Below are 14,868 nucleotides of genomic sequence, written 5' to 3'. Positions count from 1 at the left end.
AAACTGCCCACTTTCCAACGAACGTGGGCAGTTTTATGTCTGCTCGCGGGAGGTACCCGGGGAAAACTCAGCGGCCCTTGAGGCGGATCTTCCAGCGCACGAAACCGATATAGAAGATCGACAGGCCGGCCAGCATGGCCATATTGAACAGCCAGGCGCCCGAGGTGTGCTTCCAGAGCGCATCGTCGGGCATGATCGGTGGTTTCACCATATCGGTCAGTCCCACCGTCGACGATGTGGCCGCAAATCCCCAGCGCGCCGGGGTGATCCAGGACAACTGATCCAGCCCGGCCCGGCCGGTCACCGGGATCAGGCCGCCGGAGAACACCAACTGGCTCATGACGGTGACCACCAACAACGGCATGATCTGCTCGCCGGTCTTGGCCAGCGCCGACAGGGCCAGGCCGACCGCGGCAGAGCAGACGGTACATGCGGCCATCCCGACGAACAGCTCCAGCGACGCATTGCCGAGCACGTTGGCACCGTTGGTGGGTGCACCGACACCGATGATCGTGATGGCGGTGACGATGCCGGCCTGGACCACCGCGAAGATGCTGTACACGCAGATCTTGGCCAGCAGGTAGGCCGAGGTGGACAGGCCGACGGCCTGCTCGCGCAGGAAGATCGCCCGCTCGCCGATCAGGTCGCGAACAGTCAGCGCGGTGCCCATGAAGATCGCACCCACGTTGAGCAGCACCAGCACCTGCCCGGGCTGGTTCGGTGCCTCACCGGCCGGGTTCGGCTGACCGAGGCCGGTGTCGCCGGGCACCGACAGCGACAGCACACCCATGATGAACGGCAGCAGCGCCAGGAAGATGAAGTATCCGCGGTCCGAGACGATCAGCCGCATCTGGCGGCGGGCGATCGTGGAGAACTGGCGCAGCAGGCTGGTATGGGTCGGCTCGCCGATGTCCGCGGGTTTCTCGGCGGGCGGTTTCGGCGGCGGAGGCCCGTGCAGCGCGAGATAGCGCTGCTTGGCACCGTCGGGATCGCCCGCGACGGTGCTGAAGATGTCGGCCCAGTTCGTGGTGCCCAGCTCCGGGCCGATCTGGTCGGGCGGTCCGCAGAACGACGTCTTGCCGCCCGGCGCCAGCAGCAGCACCTGATCGCACACGTCGAGATAGGTCAGCGAGTGCGTCACCACCAGCACCACGCGGCCCGCGTCGGCGAGCTGGCGCAGCATCGTCATGACCTGGCGGTCCAGCGCCGGGTCAAGGCCGGAGGTCGGTTCGTCCAGGATCAGCAGGGACGGGCCGGTCAGCAATTCCAGCGCCACCGATGCACGTTTGCGCTGGCCGCCCGACAGCTTGTCGACGCGGGTGTCGAGATGCTTGGTCATCTCGAGTTCCTCGAGCACCTGCATGACGACCTGTTCGCGGTCCGCCTTGGTGGTGTCGGGCGGCAGCCGCAGCTCCGCCGCGTACATCAGGGCCTGCCGGACGGTCAGCTGTCCGTGCACGACGTCGTCCTGGGGCACCATCCCGATTCGGGAGCGCAGTGAGGCGTATTCGGCGTGTACGTCGTGGCCCTCGAAGGTGATCGTGCCGCTGGTGGGATGGGTCAGGCCGGCAACCTGGCGGGCGAACGTCGACTTGCCCGCGCCGGACGGCCCGATCACCGCCGTCAGGGTTCCCGGCCGCGCCTCCAGTGAGATGTTGTCCAGCAGGGTCTTGGTGCCCTCGATGGTCCACGTGAGGCTGCTGACCTCCAGACCACCCGTGCGGGTGTCGGCCTCGGTCTTGGTGCCCCTGGCCAGGGTTCCGCCGCTGAATACCAGGTCGACGTTGCCGATGGTGACCACATCGCCGTCGTGCAGCACCGCCGAATCGATCTTGGCGCCGTTGACGAAGGTGCCGTTGATGCTGCGCTCGTCGCGGATCGCGGTGCCGCCCGACATCGGGATCAGGGTCGCGTGGTGGCGCGAGGCCAGCACGTCGGGGATCACGATGTCGTTGTCGGTGGCCCGGCCGATCTTGATCGCTCCGGCCGGTGCCGGTGCGGACCGGCCCGGCCGCAGGATCTTGAGCATGCTGGTGGCCAGGTTGCCGACCTGCTCGCCGCCGCCCCTCGAGTCGACCGCGGGAGCCATCGAGGTCGGCGCCTGCGCCGGTGACGGGGCCGGGCTCGGTGGCGGCGTGCGGACGGGCTGCGACTGATAGGCCTGCGGTCCGCTGGAGTACCCGGATTGCGGTCCGGACGGATACCCGCCCTGCGGCCCGCTCGGATAGCCGGATTGCGGTCCGGACGGGTAGCGCTGCTGCGGACCCGACGGGTATCCGGGCCGGTGCGCACCGGGCGGTTGGGTGTAGGGCTGCTGCCAGCCGCCACCGGTCGGCGCCTGGGTGGGCCATGCGGCACTCGGCCGGCTCGCGACGGGCACCGCCGCGGTCGGGGTGCGGCCCACGTTGCCCTGGTGGCGGCCGACATCGAAGCTCAGCTGCGGGCCGTCCGGGTTGCCGATGTTGACGACCTGGCCGTCCTGGATGTCGACCGAGGGCACCCGGCGGCCGTTGGCGTATATGCCGTTGAGGCTGCCGTTGTCGATCGCGACCCATCGGCCCTGGTCGAAACGCAGCACCAGGTGGGCACGGGAGATCAGCGGGTGGGCGATCCGGACGTCGGCGCGCAGGTCACGTCCGATGACAACATCGTTGCCTGGGGCGAAGGTACGGGTCGACCCGTCGTACCGAACGGTAAGCGCAGGTGGGGCTGGTCGGCTCATCGCCGTCAACTGTATCGGGTGTTTCGGCCGGGACCGATGCGCCGCGGTGGTGTCGCGTCGTGTGACTATGGCCGGCGTGGGTCGTGAAGAGACAGCCGAACGGGTCCAAGGCGTGCTGCACCGGCTGACGCTGGTGCTCGCCGGAGTCGCCGTGGGGTTGCTGGCGTGTGCCGTCGCGCTGGCCTGGTGGAGCCGGCTCGGGGCCGCGCAACCCCTCGGTGCGGATTCCTGGTTCGCGGGTGTTCTGCACCGTTGGGGTGCCGATCTGCCCGGCCGGATCCCGCTGGCGGTGACCGTGGTGGCGGTGCTGCTGGTGGCCGCGATGGCGCTGGCGTGGCTGCGCGGCCGCGACGAGAAGGATTTGCCCGCGATACCCGTGGTGATCGTGGCCCTGGTGGCGTTGGTGTTCTTCGCCTTCTTCACCCAGGGGATCCCGGCGTTCTACCGCGCCATCGCCGGTTCCTATCCGGTGACGCCGTCGCTGCCCGCCGGTGTCGGCGCGTGGGGGCTGTGCCTGGCCGGTGCGGTGGCCGCGCTGCTGTCGGCGGGCGCCTTTGCGCGGCTGGCCCGCGAGGATGCCCGCCCGCTCGCGCTGGGTGCGGTGATCGCGCTGGTCGCCGGGGTCGCGGTGACGGTGGTCGCGGCGCGGGCCGGCGACGACGACCGCTTCGTGGACGCGGCGACGGCCGCCGCGACCGACGTGCCCGCCGCGCCGTCGGCGCTCGGGCGGCGTGCGTTCACCAACACCGTCGCCGGCGTGTTCGACGAGCCCGGTCCCGGCGGCGCCGGCCTTCCGCACTACCAGATCGCCGCCGCCGGAACCGGTTTCGTGGTACTTCGGGATCAGCGGGTGACGGCCTACGGGGCCGACGGCGACGAGCGCTGGCACTACGCCCGCACCGGCCAGGCCGACGTCACGGTGGACGGCATCCGGGTGGTCGACGACGGCGCCACGGTGCTGGTGTCCGCGGGCCGGGCGGTGGTGGGACTGGACGCCGTCACCGGTGAGCACCTGTGGACCAGCGCCGACGCCGATCTGGTAGAGGCCGTGCGCGGGCGCTACGGCCCCGCGTCGGGGCCGCTGCTCATGCGGTGGGACGAGACCCTGCGGTGGTCGCGCTACGACGCCAGGACCGGCAGGCCGATGTGGACGGTCGACGCGCCGCACCCGGACTGCGGCATGGCCGAACCGGTCGCGACACCGTCGGGTGTGGTCTCGGTGGTGCCGTGTGCGGACGGCAAGGTCTGGCTCACCCTGCTCGACCCGCAGACCGGTGAAACATCATGGGACACCAGCATCTTTGCCGGCCGGGCAGCGGGCGCCGACACCACCGACCCCGCCGCCGGTCTTGGCCCCCAGGTGCTGGCCGCCCCGGCCAACCGCGTCGGCGTGTTCGTCGACATCGAGCAACCCGGTGCCGAGCAGGGGTCGCTGTATGTCAATCTCGCCACCCGGACCGTGAGCCCGCTGCCGCCCGGCGGCTACCCCGCGCCCGCACCCGGTCCCGGCGACGAATTCGTGGTGTCGGACCGGCAACTGACGGTGTTCGGCGCCGACGGCGGGCAACGCTGCACGCTCGGGGCCGATCTGCGGGCCCAGGACAACCGGGTGCCCGGCCTGGGCGGCGGGGTCGCCTATCTGTCCTTCCCGGACGCCGTCGTCGTCGCCGCCCGCGGGGCCCAGGCCGGCCTGCTGACCTTCGACGCCGCGACCTGCGCGCCGACCGGGCGGGTCCCCGCCGAGGGGATCGAGGGTGTCGTCCCGGTGCCGGGCGCGGTGCTGGTGCTGCGGCGTGACGGGCGCGATCTGGTGGTCGACGGCTACCGGCCGGCGTGATCGGGGTCGGCGGGGTCGGCCAGGTTCGGCACCGCCTCCCCGGGATAGCGGTCCCCGGATTCCCACACATCCCAGGTCTGGACCGCCCAGAACACCCCGAACAGCAGGATCAGGACGATCTCGACCACGAACACCCCGAACGGTACGTGCGCGAGCAGGAACACCACGGCCATCGCGACCGTGGCCAGCATGAGGGCAGCGATCGTCGCGTAGAACCTGCCGCGGTGACGGCGCACCGCGGCCCTGGCGTAGCAGGCGTGGTATACGGCCACCAGCGTGATCGCCAGGAACAGTGCGACCGCGGCGAAGACATGCGCACGGGCCATGAACCAGTCCCACAACAACAGCACCGCCCCCGCCACGGCGATCACGAAAAGTGCTGCGGGAAGGAATTTCTCGGTCCGCAGCAGGACGGTCGCGACGCTCTTCCACAGGGTGGCGGCCTCGGCGCAGGCCGGGGCCGATGCGGTGGGAGCCGGTTGGTCGGGGCGCCACCGGCCCAGCGCCAGATAGAACGCCGCGCCGACGCCCGCCGCGACGAACAGCGCCGTCACATTGTTGGCGACGGCGCCGAACGGATCGGTCACCGACGGTAGCCACGGCCGGCACAGATTGTCCGGGCCGGTGGGGATCAGCGCCACGGCGAACGCCGTGAAGCCCGAGAAGTTCAGCAGCGCGTCCTCTCCGATCCGGCTGCCCTTGTAGGCGATCAGACAGATGCCGATGGCACACAACGCCGCCAGGAACACCGCATGCGTCCGGGTGTAGAAGAACGCGCTGATCGAGCCCTGCAGGCAGCTCTGCGCCGCGGTCAGGGTCAGTGACACCAGTAGGAACACCACCAGAGCGACCAGACTCACCCGCACATAGCGGTAGGTCACCATGGTGTCCTCGGGGCGCATGGTGTTCGTTATCTCACGAGCGCGTCCGGGGCTCCAGTCACCACGCAGTGGGTGTGGCTGTAGATCGTCGGCATGCACAGATTGCAGTGCGTGCACTTGGACCTGGTGGCGTGCGCGGCGCCGTCGGCCCTGATCCTGTTGATCAGATCGGGCTCGGCCAGCAGCGCCCGGCCCATCGCCACGAAATCGAAACCCTCGGCCATCGCGAGGTCCATGGTGTCGCGATTGGTGATGCCGCCCAACAGGATCAGCGGCAACTTCAGCTCGGCCCGGAACTGCCTGGCGTCGCGCAGCAGATACGCCTCACGGTAGCGGTACTCACGGAAGAACTTGTGCCCGCTCATCCGCACACCCCAGCTGATCGGCGGTTTGAAGTTCGCCGCGAACTCCTTGACCGGGGCGCCGCCGCGGAACAGATACATCGGGTTGACCAGGGAACTGCCCGCGGTCAGCTCGATCGCGTCGAGGCCGCCGTCCTCTTCGAGCCACTTCGCGGTCTGCAGCGACTCCTCGGTCGAGATGCCGCCGCGGACCCCGTCGCTCATATTGAGTTTGGCGGTGACCGCGATCCGCCCGCCGCCGTGGCTGTCCACCGCATCCCGCACGGCCCGGACCACGCCGCGGGCCACCTTGGCCCGGTTCTCCAACGATCCGCCGAATTCGTCGGCGCGGCGGTTGATCAGCGGGGACAGGAACGAACTCGCCAGATAGTTGTGACCGAGGTGCACCTCGACGGCGTCGAAGCCGGAGTCGATGGCCAGCCGGGCCGCATTCGCGTGCGCGGCCATCACATCACGGATGTCGTCGATGGTGGCCCTCTTGGCGAACCGCATCGACAGCGGGTTGAAGAACCGCACCGGGGCCAGCGCCTGCGCCTTGTTGGTCCTGGCGTTGGCGACCGGGCCCGCGTGCCCGATCTGCGCGCTGATCGCCGCGCCCTCGGTGTGGATGGCCTCGGTCAGCCTGCGCAGCCCGGGCGCCGCCTCCGGACGCATCCAGATCTGCCAGCCGTCGGTGCGCCCGCCCGGCGACACCGCACAGTAGGCGACCGTGGTCATCCCCACGCCGCCGGCCGCCGGCAGCCGGTGGTAGTTGATCAGGTCGTCGGTGACCAGCGCGTCCGGGGTGGACGCCTCGAATGTCGCGGCCTTGATGGTGCGATTGCGCAGCGTCACCGGGCCGAGCTTGGCCTCACTGAAAACATCAGTGAACACATTGGGCTGAGTGTTCATTCTGCTGAGCCTGCCACAATGTGTTGCGTGGGAGCGATCACTCTGGACGGTAAGGGCACGCGCGACGAGATCTTCATCGACCTCAAGGAGCGGGTGGCGGCGTTGACGGCCGCCGGGCGAACACCGGGTCTCGGCACGGTGCTGGTGGGCGACGACCCCGGCTCGCAGGCGTATGTGCGGGGTAAACACGCCGACTGCGCCAAGGTCGGGATCAACTCGATCCGCCGGGATCTGCCCGCCGATACCAGCCAGGCCGTCCTCGACGACACCATCGACGAACTCAACGCCAACCCGGACTGCACCGGCTACATCGTGCAGCTGCCGCTGCCCAAGCACTTGGACGAGAACGCCGCCCTGGAACGCATCGACCCGGCCAAGGACGCCGACGGGCTGCACCCGACCAACCTGGGCCGGCTGGTGCTCGGCAAGGAGGCGCCGCTGCCGTGCACCCCGCGCGGCATCGTGCACCTGCTGCGCCGGTTCGACGTGCCGATCGCCGGGGCCCATGTGGTGGTGATCGGGCGCGGGGTGACCGTGGGCCGGCCGATGGGCCTGCTGCTCACCCGCCGTTCGGAGAACGCCACGGTCACGTTGTGCCACACCGGCACCCGTGATCTGCCCGCGTTGACCCGGCAAGCCGACATCGTCATCGCCGGAGCCGGTGTGCCGCACCTGCTGACCGCCGACATGGTCAAGCCGGGTGCCGCCGTCGTCGACGTCGGGGTCAGCCGGGTCGACGATAAACTCACCGGTGACGTGGCCCCCGACGTGTGGGGGGTGGCCGGCCAGGTATCGCCCAACCCTGGTGGTGTCGGGCCCCTCACCAGGGCGTTCCTGCTGACCAACGTCGTCGAGCTCGAAGAGTCGAAACAGGCGTGACGCCAAAGGAATTCGCCCGCAAGGTGTTCGCCGGGCAGTGGCCGATCCTGATGGTCGGCCTGATCTTCATCGCCGCGTTCGGCCTGGTGGTGGCGGGTTACTGGCGGCGTGGCGCGCTGGTCATCGGGATCGGTGTGGGCGCCGCGGCGGCGCTGCGGCTGGCACTGACCGACGACCGGGCCGGGCTGCTGGTGGTGCGGTCGCGAACCATCGACTTCACCACCACCGCGACCGTGAGCGCGGCCGTGCTCTACATCGCCTGGACCATCGACCCGCTGGGCACCAGCTAGTCATCCTTCTTGCCGCCGAACGTGAAGTTGGTGGTCGCTTTCCGCCAAAAATTGACCAACAACTTCACGTTCGGCGCAGGGTTTGCGTGTGCAGAGTAAATCTGCCTGGCGAGCAATATTGCCCAGTAGGCAATATTTGGCTAGTCTGGCCGATGTGGGGCTACGCGAACGCAAGAAACTCGACACCCGAAGGGCGCTCAGCGATGCCGCGCTGAAGCTCGCCTTCGAGCGCGGCCTGGAGAACGTGACCCGTGAGGACATCGCCGACCTGGCCGGGGTCTCACTGCGCACCTTCAACAACTACTTCACCGGCAAGTACGAGGCCCTGGCCTTCCGTCAGGTCGAGCGCATGCGGCACAGCATCGAACTGTTGCGGGCCCGCCCGGTCGACGAGCCGTTGTGGACCTCGATCATCGAATCGGTGGTGGCCCCGCTCGACGCCGACTTCGCCGATATGTACGGCGCCGAGAACGTCGTGCCCACCCGCGGCCAGCTCGCCGAGATCCGGAAACTGCTGATGATTCCCGAGATCCGCGACGCCACCTTCCGGGGCATGTTCGACGAGTGGACCGCGGTGATCGCCGAACGCACCGGCACCGACCCGCACGACATGTACCCCCGGCTGGTGGTGGCCGTGGTGCGCGCGGTGGGCGATGTCGCGATGGACGAGTACGCGGCCGCCGAACCGCCGGTGGTCTTCACATCGTTACTACGCAAGGGTTTCGCGGCCGTCACCGCGGGACTGCCCGAACCTGGAGGAAAACCATGAACGAGACCGTCGATGTCGTGATCTCCGGAGCCGGGCCCAACGGCCTGCTGCTGGCCGGCGAACTGGCGCTGGGTGGGGTCCGGCCGGTCATGCTGGAGCAGCTGCCCGGGCCTGATCCCGAGCTGAAGGCCAACGGAATTGTCGGACAAGCCAATCGGGTCCTCGACCTGCGCGGTCTCTACCGGACGCTCAGCGAGTCCGATCAGCCGCCGCAACCGATGGGCGGCTACATCTTCGCGGGCATGCAGGTGCCGTTCCGCGATGTCCGCGACAATCCGATGTACGCCATGCTGATTCAGCAACCCCGCGTGGTGCGCAAACTGGTCGAATGGGCGTGCGGGCTCGGCGTGGAAATCCGCTGGGGCCACGCGGTCACCGACGTGGTGTCCGGACCAGACGGGGTCGCGTTGACCGTGGCGTCCGCCGACGGCGGCTATGGTCTGGACGCCACCTATCTGGTCGGCGCGGACGGCGGACGCAGCCAGGTCAGAAAGAGTGCCGGTATCGAGTTCCCCGGCCTGACCACCGACATCGTCGCGCGCGTCGCACACGTCAGTCTCCCGGACCCGCTGCGCACCGGTGACGGCGCTATCGACGTTCCGGGCATCGGACGCATCCCCTTCGGACACAACAGATTCGACAGTGGAGTGTTCATCTATGCCGAGTTCGGTCCCGGCCACCCGATGGTCGGGACGATCGAATACGGCACCATCCTGCCCGACGACGCGCCATCCCTGACCATCGCCGAACTACGCGAGAGCGTGGGGCGGGTGCTCGGCGTCGACCTGCCGATTCAACCGCCGACCGGCCCGGGGCCGCACGCGTCACGGCGGATCAACGGGCAGAACACCCGCCAGGCCGACCGGTACCGTGCCGGGAATGTGTTCCTGGTGGGCGACGCCGCCCACGTCCACTCGGCGATGGGTGGCCCCGGGCTGAACCTCGGCATGCAGGACGCGGTGAACCTGGGCTGGAAGCTGGCCGCCGCGGTACAGGGCTGGGCCCCCGATGGCCTGCTGGACAGCTACCACGACGAGCGGTACCCGGCCGGCGAGCGGGTGATGATGCATTCGAAGGCTCAGGCCGCGCTGATGGCCAGCGGGCCCGAGGTCGATGCCCTGCGAACGCTTTTCGGTGAGCTGCTGTCGACGCCGGACGGTGCCTCGCACATCGCGAACCTGCTCGCCGGATCCGATGTGCGCTACGACGTCGGGGACTCCCACGCGTTGTCGGGGCGGTTGGTGCCCGACCTCACCCTCGACGACGGCCGCCGGGTCGCCGAGCTCATGCACACCGGCCGTCCGGTACTGCTCGACCTGTCCGGCGGGCGCTACCTCGACGTGGCCGAGGACTGGCGGGAGCGGGTCGACACCGTGACCGACGCGGTGACGGCCTCCAGCGCCCCGCCCGTCGCGGGCCTGCTCATCCGGCCCGACGGCTATGTCGCCTGGGCCGCCGACGATGTCGACGAGGGCTCGCGCGGCAGGCTGCGCGCCGCGCTGCAACGGTGGTTCGGAGACCCGGCCGTCGAGCAGCTCAGCGCCTGAGCGTGCGCCGAACGTCGGCTTGTGTGCGAGGTCTCGCCGATTTTTCGACCACAAGCCAACGTTCGAGCTCAGCCGAGGGTGGCCCGAATGCTCACCGTGACGTAGGGCAGCGCCAGCCCGTTGGAGTTGGCCAGGGCCGGGTGGGTGGCCAACAGCTCGCGCACCTGGCCCAGCGTCCTCGTCCGGACCTGTTCGGGCGATGTGATGCAGTAGCTGCGCGAGGCCACCAGGTCGATGAGGGCCTGCGGGGTCAGATAACTCGTCCACTCGACCTGATCGCGTTCGGTGTCGGCGAACGGGTCGGGCAGTGTCACGTCATGGCTGAACGGATCGTCCTCGTGGCCGATGATCTGGCCGAGGTCCTTCACCCAGCCCATCCGCTCGTCGCGGGTGTTCCACACCAGGCCGAGCCTGCCGCCGGGGCGCAGCACCCGGCTGACCTCGGCCACCGCGCGTTCCGGATCGAACCAGTGCCAGGCCTGCGCCACCAGGACCGCGTCGACGCTGTTGTCGGGCAGCGGGATCTCCTCGGCCGTCCCCAGCAGCGCAGGCGTGTCCGGCAGCGCGTTCGACAGCAGCTCGAGCATCTCGGCGATCGGGTCGACCGCCACCACGTCGAGCCCGCGTTCCACCAACCGGGTGGTCAGCTTGCCGGTGCCCGCCCCGAGGTCGAGCACGTCGTGGGCATCGTCGGGCAGCAGCCAGTCGATCGCTTCCGGCGGATACGACGGCCGCCCGCGCTCGTAGGCGGCGGCTTCCGAACCGAAGGACAGGGACGGCTGGATCGATGAACTCACGGCGCCGCCAACTCCAATGTTCGTCGGACCAGCTTGCCGACCAGTTCGGTCTCGACCAGGAACCCGTCGTGACCGTAGGCCGACTCGATAACGTCCAGCCCGCCACAGCCGGGCAGTAGTTCGGCGAGTTCCTCCTGCAGGCGGATCGGGTAGAGCCGGTCGGAGGTGATGCCGCCCACCACGACCGGCACCGGGCAGCTCCGCAGGGCGGCCCGCACCCCGCCGCGGCCCCGCCCCACGTCGTGGGTGGACAACGCGTCGCTCAGGACCACATAGGTGCCGGGGTCGAACCGGGCGGCGAGCTTGCCACCCTGGTATTCCAGATAGCTCTGCACCGCGTACCGGTCGTCGGTGCCCTGTTCGGCGTCCTGGGCGTCATTGCGGAACCGGGTGTCGAGTTCCTCCTCACCGCGGTAGGTGAGGTGGGCGAACCGCCGGGCGATCTCCATCCCGGCGGTGGGGGAGCGGTCGGTGTCGTGGTAATCGCCGCCCTGCCAGTCCGGATCGGACCGGATCGCGGCGACCTGGCTGCACTGGGTGCCGATCTGGTCGGCGGTGGCGCGGGCGCCGACCGCCAGCACCAGCCCGGCCCGTACCTCGTCGGGGTAACCGATCAGCCATTCCAGGGCCCGGGCGCCGCCCATCGACCCGCCGACCACCGCGGCCGGTCCGGTGATACCGAGCGCGGCCAGCGCGGCCCGGTCGGCCTGCACCTGATCGCGAATGGTGATCTGGGGAAACCGTGAGCCCCAAGGCTTTCCGTCGGGGGCGGGGGTGCCGGGACCGGTGGACCCCTGGCAGCCGCCGAGCACGTTCGTCGAGATCGCGCACCAGCGGTCGGTGTCGATCGGGGCGCCGGGACCCGCAACGCCGTTCCACCAGCCCGGGGTCGGATGCCCGTCGCCGGCGGGGCCGGTGATGTGCGAATCGCCGGTCAGCGCATGCAGCACCATCACCACGTTGTCGCGGGCGGGCGACAATTCGCCCCAGCGTTGCACGGCGATCGAGACGTCGGGCAGCACCGTGCCGCTCTCCAGGGTCAGCGCGCCGATGTTCACCACGCCGAGTTCGCCTTCGGCGGGCAGGGGGTGGGTAGCCATCCCGGGATCCAGGGCAGGTTCTTCGGTGATCGTCATACGCTTCTCACGCCGGCTGCGTCGTCTGCGCGTTCTGCGGGGTACCGCTGAACGGACGGGCGGCGGCGAACCCCTGCTCGAGGTCGGCCAGGATGTCGTCGATGCCCTCCAGCCCGACCGCCAGCCGCACCAGGCCGGGGGTCACGCCGCTGGTCAGCTGCTCCTCGGGGCTCAGCTGCTGGTGGGTGGTCGACGCGGGATGGATCACCAGCGAACGCACATCGCCGATGTTGGCGACGTGGCTGTGCAGGGTGAGGGCGTTGACGAAGGCCCTACCGGCCTCGATGCCGCCGGCCAGTTCGAAGGCCAGCACTGCGCCGGTGCCCTTGGGGGCCAGGGTGCGGCCCAGCTCATACCAGGGCGAGGTGGGCAGGCCGGCGTAGTTCACCGATGTCACATCGGGGTGCCCGGCCAGGAACTCGGCCACCTTCTGCGCGTTGGCCACGTGGCGTTCAACACGCAGCGACAGGGTTTCTAATCCCTGCGCGATCAGGAAGGCATTGAACGGTGCGGCCGCCGAACCCAGGTCGCGAAGCAACTGCACCCGGGCTTTCAGCGCGTATGCCGGTGCGCCGAGATCGGCGAACACCACGCCGTGATAGCTGGGATCCGGGCTGGTGAACCCGGGGAAACGGCCGTTGGTCCAGTCGAAGGTCCCGCCGTCGACGATCACCCCGGCGATCGCCGAGCCGTGCCCGCCCAGGTACTTGGTCGCCGAATGCACCACGATGTCGGCGCCATGGGCGATCGGCTGGATCAGATACGGCGTGGCGATGGTGTTGTCGACGATCAGCGGGACGCCGTTGTCGTGGGCCACCGCGGCGACATTGGGAATGTCGAGGATGTCGATCTGGGGGTTGGAGATGGTCTCGGCGAAGAACGCCTTGGTGTTCGGCCGGGCCGCCGCCCGCCAGGAGTCCAGGTCGTCGGGCTTGTCGACGAACGTGACCTCGATCCCGAGCTTGGGCAGCGTGTAGTGGAACAGGTTGTAGGTGCCGCCGTAGAGCCGCGGGCTGGACACGATGTGGTCGCCGGCAGCGGCCAGGTTCAGGATGGCGAACGTCTCGGCGGCCTGACCGGAGGCCAGGAACAGCGCGGCCACGCCGCCCTCCAGCGCGGCGATGCGTTGTTCGACCACATCGGTGGTCGGGTTCATGATGCGGGTGTAGATGTTGCCCGGTTCGGCCAGCCCGAACAGCGCCGCGGCATGGTCGGTGTCGCGGAACGCGTACGAGGTGGTCTGGTAGATCGGCAGCGCCCTGGCGCCGGTGGCGCTGTCCGGGGTCTGGCCCGCGTGGATCTGCTTGGTCTCGAATGACCAGTCGGCACTGGTCTCGGGGGTGCTCATGGGTGTGTTGTCTCCTGCGTGAAAGGGGATCGAAGTCGGTTACCGGACGGCGTCGGCCCTGGCGTCGGCGACAGCCGGCGGACGTGGGCGGTTCACGGACAACAGCACATGGATGGCCTCCATCAGGTTTCCCTGTCTCTCTGGGGGCCCGAACCGGACCCGCGCTTGCCTTGCAGCCGCGCACGGCTACTCAACCTGGTCATCACCCGGGGCACCCCACCGCGGTTGGAGGGTTGCCGGCCAGCAAGCCGGGGCTTGACGCTGGCGCTCATGACCGAACTGCAGCTTATCGCACCGGGCTGATCATGGGCCACTCGCCATCCGAGACCGCGCCCCTGTTATCGCCCCTCTTATCGCGCGAGCAGACACAAACCTGCCCCTTTTTCGCGCGAAATGGGCAGGTTTGTGTCTGCTCGGCGGGATCGCGCCGCCGCAGCGTTGGTCGGCTTGCCTGCCCGTCATCCGTTCGCCCCTTGTACGCTGGCCGCGACAGCAGCACAGGGATTTGGACAAGCCGGAACACCTGCGAACCTGACCGAAACTCACGCCCGGAGAACAACACATGAGCGCCCAGCAGCCGACCATCATCTACACACTGACCGACGAAGCGCCGCTGCTCGCGACCTACGCCTTCCTGCCGGTGATCCGTACCTTCGCCGGGGCGGCCGGCATCAACGTCGCGACCAGTGACATCTCCGTGGCGGCGCGCATCCTGTCCGAGTTCTCCGATCGCCTCACCGACGAGCAGAAGGTGCCCGACAACCTCGGCGAGCTCGGCCAGCTGACCCAGAACCCCGACGCCAACATCATCAAGCTGCCCAACATCAGTGCCTCGGTGCCGCAGCTGCTGGCAGCGATCAAGGAGCTCAAGAGCAAGGGCTACGACCTGCCCGAGTACCCCGGTGAGCCCAAGACCGACGAGGAGAAGGAGATCCGGCGGCGCTACGGCAAGGTGCTCGGCAGCGCGGTGAATCCCGTTCTGCGTGAAGGTAACTCGGATCGTCGCGCCCCCAAGGCGGTCAAGGAGTACGCGAAGAAGCATCCGCACAGCATGGGGGAGTGGTCGCAGGCCTCGCGCACCCACGTGGCGACCATGAAGACCGGCGACTTCTATCACGGCGAGAAGTCGCTCACGCTCGACAAGGCGCACAAGGTGCGGATGGAGCTGGTCACCTCCGACGGCGAGACGATCGTGCTGAAGTCCGAGGTATCCCTCGACGAGGGCGACGTCATCGACAGCATGTACATGAGCAAGAAGGCGCTGTGCGACTTCTACGAGGCCGAGATCGAGGACGCCTACAAGACCGGCGTGATGTTCAGCCAGGTATTGAGATACGGTGCGGTGCCGCCGAATATCGCGACCGACAGCGAGACCACGAATCCTACGGTGGTGGCGCGCACCGCGGTCG

Annotated in this window: 12 protein-coding genes and 1 riboswitch; of the genes, 6 read left to right on the top strand and 6 right to left on the bottom strand. The window is 69.0% G+C overall.

The genetic code is table 11. From position 1 onward, the window contains the following. Positions 1–67: 67 nt before the first annotated feature. A complete protein-coding gene (locus tag ACWDTP_RS31690) occupies positions 68–2,722 on the bottom strand; it encodes an FHA domain-containing protein (protein ID WP_450027177.1) in 2,655 nt (884 codons plus the stop codon). 76 nt (positions 2,723–2,798) lie between these two features. Between ACWDTP_RS31690 and ACWDTP_RS31685 the strand changes: the two genes are divergently transcribed. Then, on the top strand, positions 2,799–4,559 hold the full coding sequence (locus tag ACWDTP_RS31685) for an outer membrane protein assembly factor BamB family protein (protein ID WP_450027176.1): 1,761 nt from the start codon (positions 2,799–2,801) through the stop codon (positions 4,557–4,559). Here ACWDTP_RS31685 and ACWDTP_RS31680 read toward each other — a convergent pair. Together ACWDTP_RS31680 and ACWDTP_RS31675 are read right to left on the bottom strand one after the other, a co-directional pair. After that, positions 4,544–5,461, bottom strand: a complete 918-nt coding sequence (locus ACWDTP_RS31680; protein ID WP_450027175.1) for a diphosphate--fructose-6-phosphate 1-phosphotransferase — start codon at positions 5,459–5,461, stop codon at positions 4,544–4,546. The genes ACWDTP_RS31685 and ACWDTP_RS31680 overlap by 16 nt on opposite strands. Positions 5,462–5,469: 8 nt before the next feature. After that, positions 5,470–6,693 carry an NADH:flavin oxidoreductase gene (locus ACWDTP_RS31675; RefSeq protein WP_450027174.1) on the bottom strand — a complete coding sequence of 408 codons (1,224 nt, stop codon included), beginning with the start codon at positions 6,691–6,693 and terminating at the stop codon, positions 5,470–5,472. A gap of 27 nt (positions 6,694–6,720) precedes the next feature. On the opposite strand from ACWDTP_RS31675, the gene ACWDTP_RS31670 reads away from it, so the two are divergent. From ACWDTP_RS31670 to ACWDTP_RS31655, 4 genes are all read left to right on the top strand, one after another. Continuing rightward, entirely contained in the window at positions 6,721–7,572 is an 852-nt protein-coding gene (locus tag ACWDTP_RS31670) for a bifunctional methylenetetrahydrofolate dehydrogenase/methenyltetrahydrofolate cyclohydrolase (RefSeq protein WP_450027173.1), read from the top strand. Then, complete coding sequence (locus ACWDTP_RS31665) at positions 7,569–7,862, top strand: DUF3017 domain-containing protein (RefSeq protein WP_450027172.1); 294 nt, start codon at positions 7,569–7,571, stop codon at positions 7,860–7,862. The genes ACWDTP_RS31670 and ACWDTP_RS31665 overlap by 4 nt, the downstream gene beginning before the upstream one ends. A 154-nt stretch (positions 7,863–8,016) precedes the next feature. Next, a complete protein-coding gene (locus tag ACWDTP_RS31660) occupies positions 8,017–8,631 on the top strand; it encodes a TetR/AcrR family transcriptional regulator (RefSeq protein WP_450027171.1) in 615 nt (204 codons plus the stop codon). Continuing rightward, positions 8,628–10,178, top strand: coding sequence for an FAD-dependent monooxygenase (locus ACWDTP_RS31655; protein ID WP_450027170.1), 1,551 nt, complete (start codon positions 8,628–8,630; stop codon positions 10,176–10,178). The genes ACWDTP_RS31660 and ACWDTP_RS31655 overlap by 4 nt, the downstream gene beginning before the upstream one ends. Positions 10,179–10,246: 68 nt before the next feature. Here ACWDTP_RS31655 and ACWDTP_RS31650 read toward each other — a convergent pair whose 3' ends face one another. Genes ACWDTP_RS31650 through ACWDTP_RS31640 form a run of 3 tightly spaced genes read right to left on the bottom strand, consistent with a single transcriptional unit; the run spans position 10,247 to position 13,459 of the window. Next, positions 10,247–10,975: a class I SAM-dependent methyltransferase gene (locus ACWDTP_RS31650; RefSeq protein WP_450027169.1), complete on the bottom strand. Its 729-nt coding sequence runs from the start codon at positions 10,973–10,975 to the stop codon at positions 10,247–10,249. Continuing rightward, on the bottom strand, positions 10,972–12,111 hold the full coding sequence (gene metX / locus ACWDTP_RS31645) for a homoserine O-acetyltransferase MetX (protein ID WP_450027168.1): 1,140 nt from the start codon (positions 12,109–12,111) through the stop codon (positions 10,972–10,974). The genes ACWDTP_RS31650 and metX overlap by 4 nt, the downstream gene beginning before the upstream one ends. Positions 12,112–12,118: 7 nt before the next feature. Further along, the gene (locus tag ACWDTP_RS31640; RefSeq protein ID WP_450027167.1) at positions 12,119–13,459 is read right to left on the bottom strand and encodes a bifunctional o-acetylhomoserine/o-acetylserine sulfhydrylase; all 1,341 of its coding nucleotides are present in this window, start codon (positions 13,457–13,459) and stop codon (positions 12,119–12,121) included. Positions 13,460–13,615: 156 nt separating this feature from the next. Beyond that, positions 13,616–13,735: riboswitch (SAM riboswitch) on the bottom strand. 286 nt (positions 13,736–14,021) lie between these two features. On the opposite strand from ACWDTP_RS31640, the gene ACWDTP_RS31635 reads away from it, so the two are divergent. Further along, positions 14,022–14,868, top strand: an 847-nt coding sequence (locus tag ACWDTP_RS31635) for an NADP-dependent isocitrate dehydrogenase (RefSeq protein ID WP_450027166.1), incomplete at its 3' end; no start/stop codon positions are given.

This window comes from Mycobacterium sp. NPDC003449, assembly GCF_053588415.1.
Note: the sequence above shows the minus strand (reverse complement) of the source record. Positions and strands in the feature narration are given on the sequence as shown.

What these genes read in the sequence shown, in the direction of transcription:
- ACWDTP_RS31690 (WP_450027177.1), bottom strand. Translation starts at nt 2,722, where the DNA reads ATGAGCCGACCAGCCCCACCTGCGCTTACCGTTCGGTACGACGGGTCG.
- ACWDTP_RS31680 (WP_450027175.1), bottom strand. Translation starts at nt 5,461, where the DNA reads ATGCGCCCCGAGGACACCATGGTGACCTACCGCTATGTGCGGGTGAGT.
- ACWDTP_RS31675 (WP_450027174.1), bottom strand. Translation starts at nt 6,693, where the DNA reads ATGAACACTCAGCCCAATGTGTTCACTGATGTTTTCAGTGAGGCCAAG.
- ACWDTP_RS31655 (WP_450027170.1), top strand. Translation starts at nt 8,628, where the DNA reads ATGAACGAGACCGTCGATGTCGTGATCTCCGGAGCCGGGCCCAACGGC.
- metX (WP_450027168.1), bottom strand. Translation starts at nt 12,111, where the DNA reads ATGACGATCACCGAAGAACCTGCCCTGGATCCCGGGATGGCTACCCAC.
- ACWDTP_RS31640 (WP_450027167.1), bottom strand. Translation starts at nt 13,459, where the DNA reads ATGAGCACCCCCGAGACCAGTGCCGACTGGTCATTCGAGACCAAGCAG.